The sequence below is a fragment of the Aestuariimicrobium sp. T2.26MG-19.2B genome, assembly GCF_950101875.1.
Classification (GTDB): Bacteria; Actinomycetota; Actinomycetes; order Propionibacteriales; family Propionibacteriaceae; genus Aestuariimicrobium; species Aestuariimicrobium kwangyangense.
Map to the genome: position 1 here is coordinate 2113756 of NZ_CATNLW010000001.1, position 20222 is coordinate 2133977.

General features: G+C 68.7%; 15 protein-coding genes. 7 read left to right on the forward strand and 8 right to left on the reverse strand.

Going from position 1 to position 20222, the window contains the following annotated elements; genetic code table 11:
- Nucleotides 1–7 precede the first annotated feature (7 nt).
- Nucleotides 8–2845, reverse strand: a complete 2838-nt coding sequence (locus QQZ11_RS09395; protein ID WP_284550032.1) for an FAD-binding and (Fe-S)-binding domain-containing protein — start codon at nucleotides 2843–2845, stop codon at nucleotides 8–10.
- A 4-nt stretch (nucleotides 2846–2849) separates the two neighbouring features.
- Entirely contained in the window at nucleotides 2850–3341 is a 492-nt protein-coding gene (locus QQZ11_RS09400) for a MarR family winged helix-turn-helix transcriptional regulator (RefSeq protein ID WP_051139811.1), read from the reverse strand.
- A gap of 122 nt (nucleotides 3342–3463) precedes the next feature.
- On the opposite strand from QQZ11_RS09400, the gene QQZ11_RS09405 reads away from it, so the two are divergent.
- The 4 genes from QQZ11_RS09405 to QQZ11_RS09420 are packed head-to-tail and all read left to right on the forward strand — an operon-like array spanning nucleotide 3464 to nucleotide 8541.
- Nucleotides 3464–5383 carry an AMP-dependent synthetase/ligase gene (locus tag QQZ11_RS09405; RefSeq protein ID WP_284550033.1) on the forward strand — a complete coding sequence of 640 codons (1920 nt, stop codon included), beginning with the start codon at nucleotides 3464–3466 and terminating at the stop codon, nucleotides 5381–5383.
- Nucleotides 5380–6264: an acyl-CoA thioesterase gene (locus QQZ11_RS09410; protein WP_284550034.1), complete on the forward strand. Its 885-nt coding sequence runs from the start codon at nucleotides 5380–5382 to the stop codon at nucleotides 6262–6264. Before QQZ11_RS09405 ends, QQZ11_RS09410 begins: the two co-directional genes overlap by 4 nt.
- A 19-nt stretch (nucleotides 6265–6283) precedes the next feature.
- Nucleotides 6284–7441, forward strand: coding sequence for a MalY/PatB family protein (locus QQZ11_RS09415; protein WP_022910879.1), 1158 nt, complete (start codon nucleotides 6284–6286; stop codon nucleotides 7439–7441).
- 56 nt (nucleotides 7442–7497) lie between these two features.
- Nucleotides 7498–8541: a LacI family DNA-binding transcriptional regulator gene (locus QQZ11_RS09420; protein ID WP_022910880.1), complete on the forward strand. Its 1044-nt coding sequence runs from the start codon at nucleotides 7498–7500 to the stop codon at nucleotides 8539–8541.
- 151 nt (nucleotides 8542–8692) lie between these two features.
- Here the strand turns inward: QQZ11_RS09420 and QQZ11_RS09425 are convergent, their stop codons facing one another.
- Nucleotides 8693–9997 (reverse strand): lactate racemase domain-containing protein, encoded by a 1305-nt coding sequence (locus QQZ11_RS09425; RefSeq protein WP_284550035.1) that lies wholly within the window; start codon nucleotides 9995–9997, stop codon nucleotides 8693–8695.
- A 107-nt stretch (nucleotides 9998–10104) separates the two neighbouring features.
- On the opposite strand from QQZ11_RS09425, the gene uxaC reads away from it, so the two are divergent.
- Together uxaC and QQZ11_RS09435 are read left to right on the forward strand one after the other, a co-directional pair.
- The gene (uxaC, locus tag QQZ11_RS09430; protein ID WP_284550037.1) at nucleotides 10105–11514 is read left to right on the forward strand and encodes a glucuronate isomerase; all 1410 of its coding nucleotides are present in this window, start codon (nucleotides 10105–10107) and stop codon (nucleotides 11512–11514) included.
- 188 nt (nucleotides 11515–11702) lie between these two features.
- Nucleotides 11703–12791, forward strand: a complete 1089-nt coding sequence (locus QQZ11_RS09435) for a PfkB family carbohydrate kinase (protein ID WP_022910883.1) — start codon at nucleotides 11703–11705, stop codon at nucleotides 12789–12791.
- 101 nt (nucleotides 12792–12892) lie between these two features.
- Here the strand turns inward: QQZ11_RS09435 and QQZ11_RS09440 are convergent, their stop codons facing one another.
- Genes QQZ11_RS09440 through pyrB form a run of 4 tightly spaced genes read right to left on the reverse strand, consistent with a single transcriptional unit; the run spans nucleotide 12893 to nucleotide 17318 of the window.
- Complete coding sequence (locus tag QQZ11_RS09440; RefSeq protein ID WP_022910884.1) at nucleotides 12893–14353, reverse strand: catalase; 1461 nt, start codon at nucleotides 14351–14353, stop codon at nucleotides 12893–12895.
- Nucleotides 14353–14838 (reverse strand): Fur family transcriptional regulator, encoded by a 486-nt coding sequence (locus QQZ11_RS09445; protein WP_284550039.1) that lies wholly within the window; start codon nucleotides 14836–14838, stop codon nucleotides 14353–14355. Before QQZ11_RS09445 ends, QQZ11_RS09440 begins: the two co-directional genes overlap by 1 nt.
- 60 nt (nucleotides 14839–14898) lie before the next feature.
- On the reverse strand, nucleotides 14899–16200 hold the full coding sequence (locus QQZ11_RS09450; protein WP_284550041.1) for a dihydroorotase: 1302 nt from the start codon (nucleotides 16198–16200) through the stop codon (nucleotides 14899–14901).
- A complete protein-coding gene (pyrB, locus tag QQZ11_RS09455) occupies nucleotides 16200–17318 on the reverse strand; it encodes an aspartate carbamoyltransferase (protein ID WP_284550042.1) in 1119 nt (372 codons plus the stop codon). Before pyrB ends, QQZ11_RS09450 begins: the two co-directional genes overlap by 1 nt.
- 56 nt (nucleotides 17319–17374) lie before the next feature.
- On the opposite strand from pyrB, the gene QQZ11_RS09460 reads away from it, so the two are divergent.
- On the forward strand, nucleotides 17375–17614 hold the full coding sequence (locus QQZ11_RS09460) for a hypothetical protein (RefSeq protein WP_022910888.1): 240 nt from the start codon (nucleotides 17375–17377) through the stop codon (nucleotides 17612–17614).
- 33 nt (nucleotides 17615–17647) lie between these two features.
- Here the strand turns inward: QQZ11_RS09460 and pepN are convergent, their stop codons facing one another.
- Nucleotides 17648–20212 (reverse strand): aminopeptidase N, encoded by a 2565-nt coding sequence (gene pepN / locus QQZ11_RS09465; RefSeq protein ID WP_284550043.1) that lies wholly within the window; start codon nucleotides 20210–20212, stop codon nucleotides 17648–17650.
- Nucleotides 20213–20222 lie beyond the last annotated feature (10 nt).

The window sequence follows — 20222 nt, forward strand, 5'->3', positions numbered from 1 at the left end:
GCGTCCCTCAGGAGTGCGTGAGCAGTAGCTCGGCCAAGGTCATCGCGCGTCGTTGGGTCAGGTCGTCGACCTGCTTGCGGCAGCTGAACCCATCGGCCAGCACGATCGCCCGCGGGTTGGCACGCAGCGCCGGCAGCAGGGCCGTCTCCGCGACCGCGACGGAGGTCTCGTAGTGTCCTCGTTCCACCCCGAAGTTGCCGGCGAGGCCGCAGCATCCCCCCAGGGTGGTGACGGTGGCACCGGTCCGCCCGAGCACGTCGGCGTCGGCCGACCAGCCCAGCACGGACGCGTGGTGGCAGTGGGGCTGGGCCACGACCTCGTGCCCACTTAGGTCGGGAGCCTGCCAGTCGGGCGTCGACGACAGCACCTCGGCGAGGGTGCGGACGGCGCTGGCGACGATGCCGACTCTGGGGTCGTCGGGCAGCAGTTCGGGGGCGTCGGAGCGCCAGACAGCCAGACAGGAGGGCTCGGCCCCCACGATCGTCACGCCCGCCTCCGCGATCGGTGCGAGCACTTCGAGTGCGCCACGCAGTTGGGCGCGGGCTCCGTCCAACTGCCCCGTGGTGATCCAGGTCAGGCCGCAGCAGGCACGATCGCTGATCACCTCGGGCTGGTACCCGGCCCGTTCCAGCACCGCCATCAGCGACGCCACCTGGGTGCCCTCGAAGGCATCGGTGAAGGAATCGACCCACACGGCGACACGCCCGTGGCGCCCTGACACACCGCCGCCGGCGGCAGCCGTCCCGGCCTCGGTCGAGCGGGCCCGGTGCGCGGCACGTCTCCGTTGCGATCCCCCGGGATTGAACCGCGGCAACGGACGACGACCGTCCACCCCGGCCAGCCGTTTGGCGAGCGATCCCACACCGGGCAGGGACAGTGCCACGTTGGCCAGCCCCGACAGGCCCGGCACGACGTGCACCAGCGAGAGCCAACGGGGCAACTGGCCGAGGGTGTAGTGCGACAGGGGGCGGAGTCGACCCTTGTAGGACTCGTGCAGCACCCTCGACTTGTAGGCGGCCATGTCTATCCCGGTGGGGCAGTCGCGTCCGCAGCCCTTGCACGACAGGCACAGGTCGAGTGCCTCGTGCACCTCGGGGGAGCGCCAGCCCCCTGCGACCAGGGACCCGTTGACCATCTCCTGCAGTACCCGGGCCCGGCCGCGCGTGGAGTCCTTCTCGTTGCGGGTGGCCTGGTAGCTCGGGCACATCACCGCTCCGGGTCCCAGGGTCGCGGTCACACACTTGCCCACCCCGGAACACTGGTGCACCTCGCGCACGAAGTGGGGGTCACTGAGCCGCAGCGGTGAGCTGACGGTGGCCGCAACCCGAACGTCGGCGTCGACGGCGACGGGGTCGACGAGCACCCCCGGGTTGAGCAGCCCGCGCGGGTCGAACAGTGCCTTGACCTGCCCGAACAGCGCGATCGCCTCGGGGGAGTACATCGCGGGCAGCAGGGCCGAGCGGGCCCGCCCGTCACCGTGCTCACCCGACATCGAACCCCCGTGGCTGGCCACCAGGGCCGCGGCTCGCTCGACGAACTGCCGGTAGACGGCCGCCCCACCCTCTCGTTCGAGAGGGAAGTCGATGCGGACGTGCACGCAGCCGTCGCCGAAATGACCGTAGGGCAACCCGTGCAGGCCGAACTCCTGCAGCAGCAGGTCGAACTCGCGCAGGTAGGCCCCGAGCCGCTCGGGCAGCACCGCAGCGTCCTCCCAGCCCGGGTAGGCCGGATCGGCGAGGCTGACCCCGGCCAGTCCCGCCCCGTCCTCGCGGATCTTCCACAGCCGATCGGCTGCGGCCGGGTCGTCCACGACCCAGCCGTCGAGACAGCCCGAGGTGGCCAGCAGAGCCTCGGCGCGGGAGCGCACCTCGGCCTCGTCCTCGCCCACGAGTTCGACGAACATCCAGCCGTCGCCGGCGGGGAGTGCGGGGACGGCGGCCGGCCCCTTGGTGCGCGCCACCACGTCGACGATCCGCCGGTCCATGCCCTCGGCGGCCACCGGACGATGGGGTAGCAGCGCCGGCACCGCATCGGCGGCGTCGGCCATCGACGGGTAGCCCAGGGCCACCACCGCCGCGTGCGGCAGGTCGCGGACCAGCCGCACGGTCGCCGAGAGGATGACGGCCAGCGTGCCCTCGGTGCCGGCCAGGAAGCGGGCCAGGTCGAACTTGCGCTCGGGCAGCAGGTGCTCCATCGAGTAGCCCGAGACCTGGCGGCCGAATCGTCCGAACTCGGTTCGCACCAGGCCGAGGTTGGCGCCCACGAGTGCCCGCAGGTCGGTGGCCAGACCACCCGTCGACGGTTCACCCGAGGTGACCGTGACGATCTCCCCGGAGCCGGTCAACACCTCAAGCGAGACCACGTTGTCGGCTGTTCGTCCGTAGCCCAGGGCGCGTGGACCGCATGCGTTGTTGCCGATCATGCCGCCGATGGTGCAGCGGGTGTGGGTCGACGGATCGGGCCCGAACCGCAGCCCCAGTGGCCGCGCCTGAGCCTGCAAGGTGGCGTGCACCACGCCGGGTTCCACGGTGGCGGTGGCCGCGTCCGGGTCGATCGACACCACCCGGTTGAGGTGGCGGGCGACGTCGACGACCAGCCCGGGCCCGACGGCATTGCCGGCGCAGGAGGTGCCCGCGCCGCGCACCGTCACCGACACCTCGGCCTCGAGGGCGGCCCTGACCACCTCGACGAGTTCGTCGCGCGTGCGTGGGAAGGCCACCGCGAGGGGCTCGACCCGGTAGAGGGAGGCGTCGGTGGTGTAGAGGGCCCGGGTGAGGGTCGAGTCGTCGACGCAGTCGAACCGGGCCAGGGTCTGCGGGACGGTGGCGCGGGTGGTGACGGTCATTGCCTCAGTCTGGCACCGCGAGGATGGCCTGCATGCAACGTCCCAGTGCCACGAAGTCATCGGGATCGACGGCATCGACCAGCACCCGACGTACCTCACGCACGTGACCGGGTGCTGCCCGTTCCAACAGTGCGTAGCCCTCGTCGGTCAGCGAAGCGATCACTCCCCGCCGGTCATCGCTGGCCTGACGACGGATCACCCACCCGTTGGTCTCCATCCGGTTGATGGCGTGGGTGAGTCGGCTGCGCGACTGGTGAACCATGGCCGCCAGGTCTGACATCCGGCGCTCCCGGTTCTCGCCCTCGACCAGCGACACCAGGATCTCGTAGTCGCCGAGGTCGAGACCGACCGTGCGCAGTTGGGCGTCCAGTTCGTCGTTGACCCGTGCCACACCGTGCAACCACGCCCGCCAGATCTGTTGCTGTTCATCGGTCAGCCAGACCACGTCCGCGTCGCCCCCCGCGCGTGGATCGCTGGGATCCAGTGCCTCGCTCATGGCGAGCATGCTATCTGCTGGCGACCCGGTCACGATGAGGCACCCCGCCTGAAACCCGTTGTGGCGCGCGGCTGACGCTAGGATGCCGACTGACGAACTCCGCCCCGCCGCGAGGAGAGAACATGACCCCCGAGCCCGCCGAGCCGACACCCTCCTCAGCACGAGCCAACTCCGCCTTCGGAGACCTGGCCGAGCGGGACCGGTTGTTGGCCGCCTGCTCGCAGAACCTGGGCACCATGCTGGCCGATCGCACCCGGGCCACCCCCCACAAGGTGGCCTTCCTGGTGCCCGACCGGGCCCCCGTCGGCGCCAACCAGTGGCACGAGCTGACGTGGACGCAGACCCAGCAGCGGGCCCATGTGATCGCCGCCGGGCTGATCGGGCTCGGGCTCCAACCGGAGGACCGGGTGGCGATCGCCATGACCACCCGCATCGAGTGGGTGCTCACCGACCTGGGGATTGCGTGCGCCGGGGGAGCGACGACCACGATCTACCCCAACACCAACGTCGACGACGTCACCCACATCGTGGCCGACTCCGACTCGCACATCGTGGTGGTCGAGAACTCGGCCCAGCTCGACAAACTGCGCAAGGCCACCGAACTCGACCACGTCGTGCGCCACATCGTGATCCTGGACGACGACCGTTCCCTCGAGGACTCCGACGAGAGGGTGATCACCTTCGCCGACCTCGAGGAGGCTGGGCGCAGGGCCCTGCACGGCGACCACGACCTGGTCACCCGCACGGTCGCGGCCATCGCCCCCGACCAACTGTCGACGCTGATCTACACCTCGGGCACCACCGGTCGTCCCAAGGGGGTCGAGCTCACCCACCGATCCTGGACCTACGAGGGCGTCGCCATGCAGGCCACAGGCATCGTCCGGGAGGACGACCTTCAGTACCTCTGGCTGCCGCTCAGCCACGTCTTCGGGAAGTGCCTGCTGGCGGTCCAGCTGACCAGCGGGTTCGCCTCGGCCGTCGATGGTCGTCTCGACCGGATCGTGACCGGTTTGGGCGAGGTGCGCCCCACCTTCATGTGCGGTGCCCCCCGGATCTTCGAGAAGGTGCGCTCGGCCGTGATGACCAAGGCCGCCCCCGGTTCGACCGTCGACAAGATCTCGCGCTGGGCCTTCGCCGTCGGCCGCGACTCCCGCCAGTACCGGCTCGCGGGCCGACGGCTGCCGGTCGGACTGAAGCTGAAGTACGCGCTCGCCGATCGGCTTGTGTTCTCGAAGCTGAAGAAGACGATGGGTGGCCGGATCCGGTTCTTCATGTCGGGCTCCGCCAAGCTCTCCGAGAAGGTGCAGGCGTGGTTCTACTCGGCCGGCATCACGGTGGTGGAGGGCTACGGCGCCACCGAGACCAGCGCCATCGCCTTCGTCAACGACCCCGCCACGCCCCACTTCGGCACCGTCGGGAAGGTCACGCCCGGCATGGAGGTGCAGATCGCGGACGACGGTGAGTTGTTGCTGCGCGGCCCCGTCATCGCCCGCGGCTACCACGGACGATCCGACGCCACCGCAGCCTCGTTCGATGACGAGGGCTGGTACCACACGGGCGACATGGGCGTGCTCGACGACGACGGCTACCTGTCCATCACCGACCGCAAGAAGGACCTGATCAAGACCTCCGGGGGCAAGTACGTGGCGCCACAGAAGGTCGAGGGCGCGGTCACGGCCGCGAGCCCACTGGTCTCGCAGGTGGTCGCCCTCGGCGAGAACCGCAAGTACGTGGTTGCCCTGCTGACCCTCGACGAGGCGGCCGTGAAGACCTGGGCCGAGCGGCACGGTCACGCTGGTTCCACCCACGCCGACCTGCTGGCCTCCCCCGATCTGCGGGCCACGCTCGACGACCAGATCGCGCACGCGAACTCCACGCTGGAGCGGTGGGAGACGGTCAAACGGTTCGAGGTGCTGCAGCGCGAGTTCTCGGTGGACGACGGCGGGGTCACCCCCAACATGAAGGTGCGCCGCAACGTGGTCGAGTCCCAGTACGCCGATGTGATCGCGGGCCTCTACGACGAGGACCCGGCCGACCTGTGACCACCACGATGCGGGTCGAGGTGCCCCTGCGGTGGGGCGACATGGACGCGCAGGCGCACGTCAACAACGGCATGGTGGCGGAGTACCTGCAGGAGGCGCGCGTCGACTTCCTGCACGCCGCGGGCGTGACCGAGATGCTCGAGACCGGGGTGGTGGTGATCTCACACCAGATCGAGTACCTCGCACCGATCACCTACTCGCCCCGGCCGGTGGTGGTCGACCTGGGCATCACCCACATCGGAGGCGCTCGGTTCGAGGTTGCCTACCTGCTGAGCCACGACGGGGTCGAGTGCGCCCGGGCCCGCTCGGTGCTGTGCCCCTTCGACCTCGCCTCCCAACAGGTGAGGCGGCTCTCCGCGGGGGAGCGGGGCTGGTTCGAGCGGCACCGCATCGAGGTCGAGCCCTTCCGTGATCTTCAGGCTCCGGCCCTGCTCGGGAGGGGGGTGCCGCACCCGCTTCGTCCCCGATGGTCTGACGTCGACCGTTTCGGCCACGTCAACAACGTGCGCCTGTTCGACTACGTGCAGGAGGCCCGGATCGCGGCGTCCAGTTGGGTGGACGCCTCGATGCTGCGCCACGGCAGCAGTCTCGACCCGGCCCACGCGGCCGAGGAGCACTCGCTGTGGTTGGTCGCCCGGCAGGACGTGGAGTACCTGGCCCAGATCCCCTATCGGGTCGAGCCCTACCGGGTCGACACGGGAGTGGCGAGGCTGGGCAACAGCTCGGTCACCTTCGCCGCCGAAGTGGTCGACCCCCTGGCGGAGGACCAGGTGCTCGTCCGGGCCCGGACGGTGCTCGTCTGTGCCGATGACGAGGGACGACCCAAGCAACTGCCGACCACCACGCGCAGCAGGCTGGGCCGCGAACTGGTGCGCGACTGACCCGTGAGAAGCTGCTCCCATGAGTTTCGCTGACCGGATCGATGCCCTCACCCCCGACGACCTCGTGGCCCGCGGCTCGGGCAAGTGGACGAGGTTCCCCGGCACCCTGGGCGCCTTCGTGGCCGAGCACGACTTCGGACTGGCCGACCCCATCGCCGAGGCCCTGCACCGGATGGTGGACGGGTTCAACTTCGGATACCTGCCCGACTCCCTGGCCCACGAGATGTGCGAGGCCACCGCCCACTACGTCCGGCGCTACGGATGGCAGCTGGAACCGCGGCACGTGACACCCCTGCCCGACGTGTTGTCGGGGCTCGAGATCGCCATGGACCTGATGCTGGCCGAGGGTGCCAAGGTGATCCTGCCGACGCCTGCCTACATGCCCTTCCTGACCATGCCCGGCAGGGCCAGGCGAGAGCTGGTCGAGGTGCCCATGCTGCGCACCGAGACGGGCTGGGAGTACGACTTCGACTCACTCGACAAGGTCTACGAGCAGGGGGACCTGCTCATCCTGTGCAACCCGCACAACCCCATCGGCAAGGTCGCCACCCGCGAGGAGCTCACCCGCCTGAGCGAGATCGTCGATGCCCATCACGGGCTCGTCTACAACGACGAGATCCATGCCCCGCTGGTGTTCGGCGAGGCGGTGCACGTGCCCTATCACGCCCTTTCCGAGGTCACCGCGGGCCACACCGTCACCTCGATGGCTGCCAGCAAGGCCTGGAACCTGCCCGGGCTGAAGGCCGCTCAGTTCATCGTGACCTCCCCGTCGCTGCGGGAACTGTGGGAGCCGATCGCCTTCGGGCGCAGCCACGGCACCGCCACCCCGGGCGTGGTGGCCACCGTGGCCGCCTACACCCAGGGGCAGCCGTGGCTGGACGAGGTGCTGACCTACCTCGACGGCACCCGCGTCGCCCTGGCCGATGCGATCGCGTCGAAGCTTCCCGGGGTCGGGCACGTCTCCCCCCAGGGCACCTACCTGGCCTGGCTCGAGACGGCCGACCTGGGCCTCGAGAACCCACAGCGATTCTTCCTCGAGGACGCCAAGGTCGCCCTCACTGATGGAGCGGCCTGCGGTGCCGCCGGAGTGGGTGACGTGCGGCTCAACTTCGGGACGGCCCGTCCGATCGTCCTGGAGATGATCGACCGCATGGCCCGAGCGCTGGAACAGCGGTGACCAACCACTGGTTGCCAACTCTTGCCGTGGCGGGCGCGGTCTGATTGGGTGACCACGTGAGTGACACGAGCAGCGAGGCTTCGGACACGGCACGCCAGTTCGCCGCTGGGATGCAGAAGCGCCCGACCATCTATGACGTGGCCGCCGCGGCTGGGGTGAACCCGTCGACCGTCTCCCGAGCCTTCTCGCGGCCCGGTCGTGTCTCGGACAAGACCGCAGCCCACATCCACGCCGTCGCCCAGGCGATGGGATACCGAGCCGAGGCCGTGTTCCGGGCCCCGTCCACGCGGCACACCCAGCTGTTGGCGCTGGCGGTCTCCGATGTCACCAACCCGTTCTTCTTCTCCATCATCCGCGGGGCGGAGAACGAGGCCACGGCCCGTGGCTACCAACTGCTGCTGGCCGACACCCAGGAGTCCCAGACCCGGGAGCAGGCCCTGTTCGACCGCTCGCTCGACAAGGTCGACGGCCTGCTCGTCGCCTCGTCACGCATCTCCGACACCGGCCTGCGGGCCGCAGCCCGGAAGGTGCCCACGGTGGTGATGAATCGCGTCGTCACTGGTCTTCCCAGTGTCATCGCCGACAACGGACGAGCCATGCGCCGGGCCCTGGAGCACCTCGCCTCGCTCGGCCACCGTCGGGTGGCCTATGTCAGCGGTCCGGAGGCCTCGTGGGCCAATGGTTCCCGCTACCGGGCCTTCCGGGAGGGGTGCTACGAACTCGACCTGATCGACCAGCGGGTCGGACCGGTTGCCCCCACGGTCAAGGGTGGGGCAAGTGTCACCGACACCTTGCGCGACAACGGCGCCACCGCGGCGGTCTGCTTCAACGACCTGACCGCGATCGGGGTGATCCGCCGGGCCAAGGAACTGGGCTGGAGCGTGCCCGGTGACCTGTCCGTGGTGGGCTTCGACAACACCTTCGCCTCCGACCTGGTGAGCCCCAGTCTGACCACGGTCGCGGCACCGCTGTCGGAACTGTCACGCCGTGCCACGGCCCTGGTGATCACCATGATCCAGCGTCCCTCGACCCCGCCGGTCGAGCCCCAGATCCTGCCGATCCAGTTGATCGTCCGCGAGTCGAGCGGGGAGCCGGGCTGACCCGGAGCGTCAGTCGGCCATACCGGTCCGATCCATCCCGTGGTTCGCGCGGCCGCCGCTGGGCGAAATCCACGCCAATTGGGGCACGTGAGGGGCCTGGCCGTCACGTGGCGTGACGAGGAAGCCGCTCAGCTGCCCGGATCGGCGCGGATCAACTCGGCCGGTGCCGGTAGAGCACCTCTCCGGCGTTCTCGATCACCACGGTGCCGGGCTCGGCCGCCATCGCCTCGAGGTCCATCTCGTCGGGGTCGAGATAGCCCAGGTTGATGGACTCGCACACCTCGCGGGGGATCCGCGTGGCCAAGGTCACCTTCACCCGACAGCTCTCGACCCCGGTCTCGGCGTCGTAGCTGCCGGCGCCGCGCAGGTGGGTGGAGTGGGCGAGCACTCCCCAGTGGACGTCCTTGTAGGTGTCCCACTGCTTCACGAAGAAGTCGCGGCAGTGGTAGCCGATCTCGTAGATCTCGGGGTGGGTCTCCGAGACCTCTGTGACGTGGGGGGCGTAGATGATCACCTCGCCCCCGTCCGCGACGGCCGGTTCCAGCTTGTAGAAGCCCTTGGCGGCCGTCCAGATGTCTTCGTAGCGAGGCATCATGCACGAGACCACCCGCTGGAAGGGGGTCTCGACGTAGGTGACGTGGGTCTGTGCGGCCACGTCGGCGGCGGCCCCCCAGGCATCCTCGGTGGTGCCGAAGGCGGCGGCCTCGATCAGACCGGTGCCGGACTCGACCACCAGCTTCAGCGCCAGCCGCGCTCCCGGGATCAGTCGCGCCCCCTCGTTGATCATCGCCCTCACCGGGGTGATGCCGCGGGTTCCGATGATCGCCGCGGAACTGATCAGGGCCCCCACCCAGTGGGTCATGTCGATGAATTCCTGGCTGGCCACGCCCGGGATGAAGTACTTGTTGCCACCCGAGATGCCCACCACCTCGTGGGGAAAGACGGGTCCCACCACGATGTTCACGTCGGCCTCGACCACGTGGCGGTTGAGCACGATGTCGGCACCCACGTCGAGCCTGCCCTCGGACAGTTCGCCGATGCGATCACCCTCGATCCGTCCGACCTTGACCAGCATGGTGGGGTCGGCCCATTCGTGGTTCACGATGGTCAGCCCCGGGTAGCGCTGCGCCAGCCCACCGGGTTCAACCCCGAACATGCGCTCGATCTCATCGGGTTCCATGTAGCTGTGCGTGCCGAGCGCGATCACCGCGGTCAGCGAGGCCACCCGGTCGATCAGGTGGCGGTGCAGGATCGTCGCCACCTCGGGCAGTGGCATCGAGCGCGTGCCGTCGGGCACCACCAGCACCACCTTCTTGCCGTCGAGGTCGACCTCGCCCAACTTGCGAGCGACGAACTCCTCCAGCTCCTCGTCTGCGACGTGCTGGTGGGGACCGCCGATCAGTTCGCAGGTGACGGGCCCGATCGGGGTCTCACTGGTAGCCAGGATGTCGCTCATGCGTCCAGTGAACGCCGTTGCGAGCGGGCGGGCAAGCAGGGGGCCGGGGACCGGCAAAGCTTGGCAACCCTTGGCAGTCACCCCTCCCGCTCGCGAGAGTTGGGACCATGGTCTCCCTCACCCTTCACCCGGATCGGCTCTTCCCCGCGGAGCCGTCGACGCGCGACGTGGCGCGTCGGCTCTACGCGCAGGTCAAGGATCTGCCCATCATCAGCCCCCACGGCCACGTGCCGCCGGCCTGGATCGCGGACGACATCCCCTTCCGCGACCCCGCCTCGCTGCTGATCACCCCCGACCACTACGTCAACCGGATGCTGCACGCCAACGGTGTCGAGCTCTCGACCCTGGGCGTCAACCAGGGAGAGCTGGACGAAACCGCCGCCCGCACCGCGTTCCGTGCGCTGTGCGAGCACTGGAACGACTTCCGGGGCACGCCCGTGAAGTACTGGCTGGAAGATGCCCTGGTCGGCATCTTCGGTGTCGACGTGGTGCCCTCGGCCCAGACAGCCGACCAGATCTACGACACCGTCGCCGCCTGGATCGCCCAGGACTCCTCGAGGCCGCGCGCCCTGATGGGCGCCTTCGACATCACGTTCATGGCGACCACCGATGACCCGTGCGACGACCTCGTCCACCACCGAAAGCTCGCGGACGACGCGTCGTTCACCCGTCGCGTGGTGCCCACCTTCCGTCCGGACAAGTACCTGGAGCCGTTCCGGGACGACTGGAACGAGTTGACCGACCGTCTCGCCGAGGTCTCGGGCGTCGACATCTCCAGCTATTCGGGCTGGGTTGCGGCAATGGAGAACCGGCGCGCATATTTCAAGGCCAACGGTGCGGTCTCGACCGACCACAGCCACCCCGACCTGGGCACCATCGTGCTGGAACCCTCCGAGGCGGAGCGGTTGTTCCGACTGGCCCGCGCTGGCCGCATCTCCGAGGACGAGGCCACCGTGCTGCGCCGGAACATGCTCACCGAGCAGGCCCGGATGGCCACCGAGGACGGGCTCACCATGACCCTGCACCCCGGGGTGGCGCGCAACCACCACCGGCCCACCTTCGAGACCTATGGCGCCGATGTGGGCTGCGACATCCCGATCGCGGTCGAGGCGACGCGGTCGCTGCAGCCGCTGCTCAACGCCTACGGGACGTCCAAGAACCTCAACCTGGTGCTGTTCACCCTGGACGAGACCATGTTCAGTCGGGAGTTCGCCCCTCTCGCTGGTTTCTACCCCTCGGTGTACGTGGGCGTGCCGTGGTGGTTCATCGATGCCCCCGACGCCATCCGTAGGTTCCGCAAGGCCACCACCGAGACGGCTGGCTTCTCGCGCACCTCGGGGTTCATCGACGACACGAGGGCCTTCTGCTCGATCCCCGCCCGCCACGACATGTCGCGTCGCCTCGACTGTGGCCACCTGGCCGAACTCGTGGTCGAACACCGCCTCACCGAGGACGACGCCCACGAGGTCGCCCACCAGTTGGTCGTCGACCAACCCACCCGAGTCTTCAAGCTCTGAATCAGCACCAGCATCACGGGGCGGGGGATGACCCCCTGCACCCCCACGAGAACGGGGCGGGGGATGACCCCCTGCACCCCCACGAGAACGGGGCGGGGGATGACCCCCTGCACCCCCACGAGAACGGGGCGGGGGATGACCCCCTGCACCCCCACGAGAACCAGGCACCTCATACGGAAAGAGTCATCATGCAGCTTCGAGACAATGCGCAGTGGTCCCTGGTGGTCGCCACGTCGATGGGTATCCGCATCACCCCCGACCATGCCCAGCAGGTGCAGACCTCCGACCACTTCTTCATGCAGGCCACCTCGGCCGAGTCGAACGTGGCCTCGGTCTCGTCCTACCTCGGCGAGCCCACCAAGGTGCTCACCGCCTTCGTCGAGGGATCGCCGATCTCGGCCTTCATCAAGTCGAACCTGCGCGCGCGTGGCATGTCGTACGAGGGCCCGGATCGTCCGCAGGGCGACGCCTGGGGCTACCGGCACCAGTTCAACATCGCAGACTCCGGCTACGGTCTGCGTGGCCCCCGCGTCTGGAACGACCGCGCCGGTGAGGTGGGTCTGTCACTGACTGCCGCCGACTTCGACCTCGATCGCATCTTCGGTGACGAGGGCGTCAAGGTGTTGCACCTGTCGGGCCTGATCGCCGCCTTGTCTCCCGAGACCTCGCAGTTCTGTCTCGACCTGGCACGCGCGGCCAAGCAGCATGGCACCGCGATCGCGTTCGACCTCAACTTCCGGGCTTCCTTCTGGAAGGGACGAGAGGACGAGTTGCGGGCCGCGTTCACCGAGATCGCCTCCGAGGCCGACATCCTGATCGGCAACGAGGAGGACTTCCAGCTCGCGCTGGGCGTGGCCGGGCCCGAGGAGGGTGGTGCGGCGCTCACCGACAAGATCGACGGCTTCAAGGAGATGATCGGCCGGATCACCCAGGCCTTCCCGCATGCCTCGTATGTCGCGACCACCCTGCGAGAGGTGGAGACGGTGAACCGTCACCTCTGGGGGGCCGTCGTGTGGGCCCGGACTGAGGGCGACGGGGGCCGGTTCGCGGTCGCCGACCTGCGCGAGATCGGGGTCTACGACCGTGTCGGCGGGGGCGACGGTTTCGTCGGCGGCCTGCTCTACGGCATCCTCAAGGGCTGGCCGGCCGAGAAGGCCATGCAGTTCGGTTGGGCCACCGGAGCCCTGGCTGCGACCTCCATCACCGACTACGGCGCCCCGGCCGACGAGGACCAGGTGTGGTCGATCTGGAAGGGCAACGCCCGCGTCAAGAGGTGACCCACCTGCGCTACAGACCCAGCGAGACAGAAACCGACGCAGCCGAGGATCCCTGCCCCTCAGGGCGGAAGTCCTCGGCTGCGTCCGCTTTCGTTTCCGGGTCAGGCGGCGACGGCTGCCCGCAGCGCGGTACCCAGACCGGCATCCACCGATCCCCAGTAGCCGAAGAAGTTCTCCAGGACCGTCTCGTTGGCGATTGCCTTGCCCTGCCCGATCAGGGTGCTGAGGAAGCGGACGCGCTGCTCCTCATCGAAGACCTCGCGGTAGAGCGTGCCCGCCTGACCGAAGTCGTCGTCCTCGGGGTGCAGTTCATAGGCCGAGCGGACGAGTTCGCCGTCGGCCGCGAAGGAGTTGTCCACCGGGCCGGTCTGGTCTGACCACGAGTCGCCGAACGAGTTCGGGGCGTAGACCGAGGCCGCACCACGGTGGTCGACGGTCATGTTGCCCTCGAAGTTGTAGGAGTGAACCTCGGTGATCGGCTTGTTGACCGGCACCTGCTGGAAGTTGGTGCCGATGCGGTACCGCTGGGCGTCTGCGTAGGCGAAGTTTCGCCCCAGCAGCATCTTGTCGGGGCTCATGCCCATGCCCGGCACCATGTTCGAGGGCGCGAACGCCGCCTGCTCGATCTGGGCGAAGAAGTTGGTCGGGTTCTCGTTCAGGGTGAGTGTGCCCACCTTGATGCGCGGGTAGTCCTTCTTCGACCAGGTCTTGGTCAGGTCGAACGGGTTGAACCGGTAGCTCTTCGCCTCGTCGTAGGGCATCACCTGCACGTACAGGTCCCAGCTGGGGAAGTCACCGTTGCGGATGGCGTCGAACAGGTCGCGGCGATGGTGCTCTGCGTCCGCCCCGGCCAGGGCCTCGGCATCGGCCGCGGAGAAGTTGTGCACCCCCTGCTGGCTCATGAAGTGGTACTTGACCCAGAACTTCTCGCCGGCGGCGTTGACCCACATGTAGGTGTGGGAGCCGTAGCCGTTCATGGTGCGCCACGACTTCGGCAGGCCACGGTCACCCATCACATAGGTGACCTGGTGGGCCGACTCGGGGTTGAGGGTCCAGAAGTCCCACTGCATGGTGGCATCGCGCAGTCCGGAGTCGGGCAGGCGCTTCTGCGAGCGGATGAAGTGGGGGAACTTCATGGGGTCGCGCAGGAAGAAGACAGGGGTGTTGTTGCCCACCAGGTCGAAGTTGCCCTCGGTGGTGTAGAACTTCAGCGCGAAGCCCCGCACATCGCGCCACGTGTCGGGCGATCCGAGCTCGCCGGCGACGGTCGAGAAGCGCTGCAGCACACGGGTCTTCACCCCCGGCTGGAACAGGGCCGCCTTGGTGTGGGCGGTGACGTCCTCGGTGGTGACGAACTCGCCGAAGGCGCCGGCGCCCTTGGCGTGCGGACGACGCTCCGGCACATTCATGCGGTTGAAATGCTGCAGGGTCTCGACCAGGTGGTGGTCGTGCAGCACGATCGGACCATTGGCTCCGACGCTCAGCGAGTTTCGATCACTCACGGCCGGGATACCGGCCTGGGTCGTCGACCCGGACTTCATCGGGGTGGTCTCGTCGGACATCATGCTCCTTCTGGTGGTACGGGATCAGTTCTCGACCGGCTGGGCGCGGTTGCCCGCCGGCTCGCAGGGGGACTCGTGCGGCACTCGCTGCACAGGCCTCGGTACAGGACCTCGGCCACCTCGATGGACATGCCGAGGTCATGGGGTGGGAGGATGCAGGGCACGTCGGTGCCCACGCAGGCAACGTCGGTGACCCGTCCGCACGAGGTGCAGACCGCGTGGTGGTGGTTGTCACCGAGGTCGAGTTCGTATCGGGCTGGCTGGCCCGGCAGGTCGAGGCGGCGCAACAGATGCGCCCTCGTCAGGTCGGCCACGATCACGAAGGCCGCCTGCCGGCTGATGCCCACCCCCGCACTCAGCTTGACGAGTTCGTCGGCGGTGACGTGGCGATGGTCGGCCAGTGACTCAATGACTGCTATCCGTTGGCGGGTGACCCGGAGTCCGCCGCGCTGCAGGAGCAGAGAGGCGGCAAGATCGGTGGTCATGGGTCCACGGTAGCGTCTTTGGACTCAGTCCAAAGAAAGGGTCCCACTTCGCTGGCAGGTTCAGCCGCGGGTGAACGTCTGGCGCCCGCGCCAGAAGGTCGCCACCACCGGATCGGGGAGCGATCGTCCGTGGTAGGGATTGTTGCGCGCCAGCGAGAGTGACCGGTCGCGATCGACCACCGTGCGCGCGCTGGGATCGACCACCACGAGATTGGCCGGTTCGCCGACCACGAGCGGACGCCCCTGCTGTCGCAGGGCGCCGATCCGAGCCGGGGTGTGGCTCATCCGATCTGCGACCTGGGCCCAACTGAGTCGTCCCTGGTCGACCATGGTCTCGACCACCACCGACAGCGCCTGCTCCACCGCGACCATGCCCGGCTTCGCCTCGGGGAAGGGCTTGTCCTTGTCGGATGGGCGGTGTGGTGCATGGTCGGTGGCCACCGCATCGATCGTCCCGTCGGCCAGCGCCTGCCGGACCGCCTCGACGTCGTCGGCCGGCCGCAGTGGGGGATTGACCTTGTAGGTCGTGTCGCCGGCGCCACCCTCGAAGGATTGACGAAGATCATCGACCGACAGCAACAGGTGGTGCGGCATGACCTCGGCTGTCACCCGGATGCCCCGGGCCTTGGCCCAGCGCAGCACCTCGACGCCCTCAGCGGTCGACACGTGGCACAGGTGGAGCCGCGCTCCGAGGTAACCGGCCACCTGCACGTCGCGGGCGATGACGACCGACTCGGCGATGCTGGGCCAGCCATGGAGGCCCAGGTCCCGGGAGACCTCACCCTCGTGGCAACAGGCGGACGACCCGGCCAGGGTCGGGTCCTGGCAGTGTTCGGCCAGGACCGCGTCGAAGGGCAGCAGCGCCTCCATCGCGGCACGCACCAGGCCGGCGGTGGGAACGGAGAACCCGTCATCGGAGAAGACCCGGACCCCCACGGCGAGCATCGAGTCGAGGTCGGCCAGTTCCTCACCCGCCAGCGCCCGGGTGACGGACCCGATCGCCACGACCTCCGTGCTCGGACCATGCTTCCCGGAGGCGGCCGCGAGTTCACGCAGGGCGCGCACCCGGGCCCCCGAGTCGGTGACCGGGGACGTGTTCGCCATGGCGAGGGTGGCGGTGTACCCACCCCGGGCCGCAGCGGCGGTGCCGGTGGCGATGGTCTCGGCCTCTGTCTGGCCGGGTTCGCGCAGGTGGGTGTGCAGGTCGACGAGCCCCGGCAACGCCAGCAGGCCGTCCGCGTCGACCACCCGCGCACCCGGTCCCGCCTCGGGGGCGATCAGCCCGTCGACCACGTGCAGGTCGCGACGGCGCCCGTCGGGCAGGGCGATGCCGGTGAACGTCCAGCTGCTGGGTTCGTCCATCATCGGTTCCAGTGCAGGGTCGCGTCCCAGGGGCGCTGCTTGGTGGTCACCCTCACCATCTCGGGCGAGCAGCCGAGGGCCGTGAGGAAGATGGCCATCCGCACGTTGACCCCGTTGTCGGTCTGGTGGAAGATCGCCAGCCCGGGCAGGTCGTCGACGTCGGAGGAGAGGTCGTAGGCATCGTGGCGTGAGTCACGCGGCAACGGATGCATGATCACGATGTCGAGGGCGTTGGCCTCGGCCAGCACCGACCGGTCGATGAGGTTGCCCTGGATGCTGGCGGGCACCTCACCGGTGATCCGTTCGCGCTGCACCCTGGTGGTGTAGACGGCGTCGGCTCCCCGCAGTGCCTCGACCACGGTGTCGCAGACCGTCAGGCGGTGGCCGGCCGAGGTGAGGTGGCGGGCCGTCTCGTCAGGCAGTTCCAGGCTCTCGGGTGCGAACAGCCGCACGGACACGTCACGGTAGACGGTCAGCAGCTTGAGCAGGGAGTGCACGGTGCGGCCGTGACGCAGGTCACCGACCACGGCGATCGTGCTCCCGTCGACGGTGCCGCCCCGCTGGCCCAGTTCCTTCTCGAGGGTGTAGAGGTCCAGCAGGGCCTGACTGGGATGTTCACCGGCTCCATCGCCGGCGTTGATGACCGGGACGACGCTGGCTGCCGCGAACTGGGCCACGGAACCCTCGTCTGGGTGGCGCACCACGAGCACGTCGGAGTACCCCGAGACGACGCGGGAGGTGTCCTCGATGGATTCGCCCTTGGCCATCGACGAGAACGTGAAGCCCGTGGTGGTGGTGACCTCGCCGCCGAGCCTGAGGAAGGCGGACTCGAAGGAGAGTCGCGTGCGGGTCGACGGTTCGAAGAACAGGCTGCCGAGGACGGCACCGTCGAGCACGCTGCAGACGGTCTGCCCGGTCGCCAACTGCCGGTCGCCGCGCCCCAGTTGTCGCTGGGCGATGGGGGCGACCGTGTCGGCCAGGGTGAACAGGTCCACCAGGGTGGGCCGATCGAACTGAGAGACGCTCAGCAGATGCTTCCCCTTGCCGAACAGCTCGCCCTCACCGTAGGGGTGGAGTGACCCGTTCGGCCGGGACTGGTCAAGGTCTGGTGCCGTCATGGCAGCCCTCCGTCTCGTCGCGCCAGTGAAGCTACCACGTGCATTACAGTGCAGCCATGATCTTCCTGCGCGTGCTGCCCGGCTGGCCGGAGCCCCAACCCGTCTCCGATCTCCACCTGCTGCTGATCACCGTGCTGGGTCCGTTGACGTTCGGGCTGGTGATCGCAGCCATCGCCTGGGCGCCTCGCATGATGAAGCGCAACCGGGCAGAGGCAGAAGCCGTTGGCCTGGGCGATCCCGCCCACGAGGCCATCGAGGCCCCCGTGGGCGCACGCCACGCTGAGATCACCAGCTGACCAACCCCCACTTCTCGATCAGCGCCGGCCCGGTCATCCCTGGGCCTGCACCCGCAGCGCCCTGGCGGTCGCGTCACGGCGTTCCACCACGGTGCGGCGCACCTGGTCCGAAGGCTGGCTCGAGGCCAGCCATTCGTCCACCCGAGCCACCCACGCCTCGTCCCCGTCGATCGGGAACAACCAGGTGAGGGCCGTCTGGGTGGAGGCGTGCCCGCGGTCATGCCATCCGTTGTCGCCCCGGCTGATCTGCTCGCAGACCTCCAGGTACTTCTCGTAGTAGGGGGCCAGGACCTCGTCCTGGTCGTACTGGGCGAAGTTGGCCGCCAGCGTGCGGTGGGTGCCGTTGGGAATGGACGGTTCGTTGACGGCCCGCTCCCACGCGGCAGCCTTGGCCTCGGCTGTGGGACGCGCTGCGCGGGCCCCGGCCGCCAGTTCGGCCCCCTGGATGGTGTGGTCCCGTTCCTGCTCGGCGGCGATCTCGTCCTCGCCGACGGCGCCCATCCGGGCCAGGGCGGTGATGATCTTCCAGCGCATGTCGGTGTCGACCGTCAGACCAGCCGGCACCTCCTCGCCGCGCAACCAGCCCTGCAGCAGTTCGGCGCCCTTCTCGGTGTGCACCGAGGCGATCAGGGCGTTCGCGAAGGCCAGCTGGTGGTCTGAGCCCGGCTCTGCCTGCTTGAGCAGGCCCGCGATCGAGGCCACCAGCGTGGAACGGGCGTCGGGCCGACGAGCGGTGGCCGTGTATCCCGTGGCTGCCAACTGTGCCTGCCGCAACAGTGATCCGACGGCAGTGAGGTCACTCTCGCGACCCACCCCCCTCGCGACCAGCCCGACGTAGTCGGAGGACTTCATCTCGGCGTCGCGGCACATGTCCCAGGCAGCACCCCAGATCAGTGCGCGGGCCAGGTCGTCATCGAGCACGTCGATCTGCTCGACGGCAGTGGCCAGCGAGCGCTCGTCCAGACGCACCTTGGCGTAGGTCAGGTCGCGGTCGTTGAGCAGCACCAGGTCGGGCTGCACGGCCCCGACCAGCGCATCCACCGAGGTGCGTTCGCCCGAGATGTCGAGTTCGACCCCGTCGCGTCGGGTGAGGCGGCCCTCGCGGGAGTCGAAGAGTCCGACGGCCAGCCGGTGCGTGCGCAGGGTCGGCCACTCGGCAGGAGCGGTCTGCACGATCTCGAAGCGGGTGAAGGCGCCGCTGTCGTCGACGTCGAAGTCTGCGTGGAGGGTGTTCACCCCGGCCCTCTCGAGCCACTCGCCGGCGAACCAGCTCAGGTCGCGTCCAGAAGCCTGCTCGAGGGCGCCGAGCAGGTCATTGAGTTCGGTGTTGCCGAACGCGTGCTCCTTGAAGTAGGCCCGCACCCCGGCCATGAAGTCCTGCTCGCCGACGAGGCTCACCAGTTGCTTCAGCGTCGAGGCGCCCTTGGCGTAGGTGATGCCGTCGAAGTTCTGCTCGACGGTCTCGAGGTCGACCATGTCGGCGGCGATCGGGTGGGTGGTGGGCAACTGGTCCTGGGTGTATGCCCAGCCCTTGCGGGCATTGGCGAAGCTGACCCAGGGGTCGACGCCGCCGTACTTCGCGACGATCTTCGACTGGCAGTAGTGGGACGCCCATTCGGCGAACGACTCGTTCAGCCACAGGTCGTCCCACCACTTCATGGTGACCAGGTCGCCGAACCACATGTGCGCCAGTTCGTGCAGGATCGTGTTGTCGCGAGCCTCGTACGAGGCGGAGGTGACCCGGGAGCGGAACAGGTACTCGTCGCGGATGGTCACGCAGCCCGCGTTCTCCATGGCTCCGGCGTTGAACTCGGGCACGAACGCCTGGTCATAGGTCCCGAAGGCGTACGGGTGGTCGAACTCCGCCTCGAAGACCTCGAACCCGCGCTTGGTCGTGGTGAAGATGCGCTCCGCGTCGAGGGAGTCCTTCACCGACTGCCGACACAGGATGGACGCGGGGACCTCACCCGAGGTCGATGCGATGGTGTCGTGGACGACATGGAAGTCACCGGCGACGATGGCGGTGATGTAGGTGCTCATCGGGGGGGTGGGGTCGAAGATCCACTGGGCGAACTGGTGGCCCTCGGTGTCGTCGTCCAAGGCTTCGGGAGTGACGGCGGCCGCATTGGAGACCACGACCCAGTGAGCGGGAGCGGCGATCGTGAACTGGAAGGTGGCCTTCAGGTCGGGCTGCTCGAAGCAGGCGTAGACCCGACGTGCGTCGGCGATCTCGAGCTGGGTGTAGAGGTAGACGCGGTCGTCGGCGGGGTCGACGAACCGGTGCAGTCCCTCGCCCGTGTGGCTGTAGCGGCACACCGCCACGATCGTCAGTTCGTGCTCGCCCTCGGGGGCCTCGATCGGGTAGCGGTGGTCGGCGAAGGCGGCCGGGTCGAGGTGCTGCCCGTCCAGCTCCACCGAGAGCACGCGGTCTGCGATCAGGTCGATGTGGGTCTGCTGACCGGTGGTGTGGAAGGTGACCGTGGACGACGAGATGAATGTCTCGGGGTCACTGACATCGCGTCCGGTCAGGTCCACCAGCACGCGGTAGGCGTGGGTGGAGACCACGGACGACCGCTTCTGTGCGGTCTCGCGGGTCATGTTCGCAGGG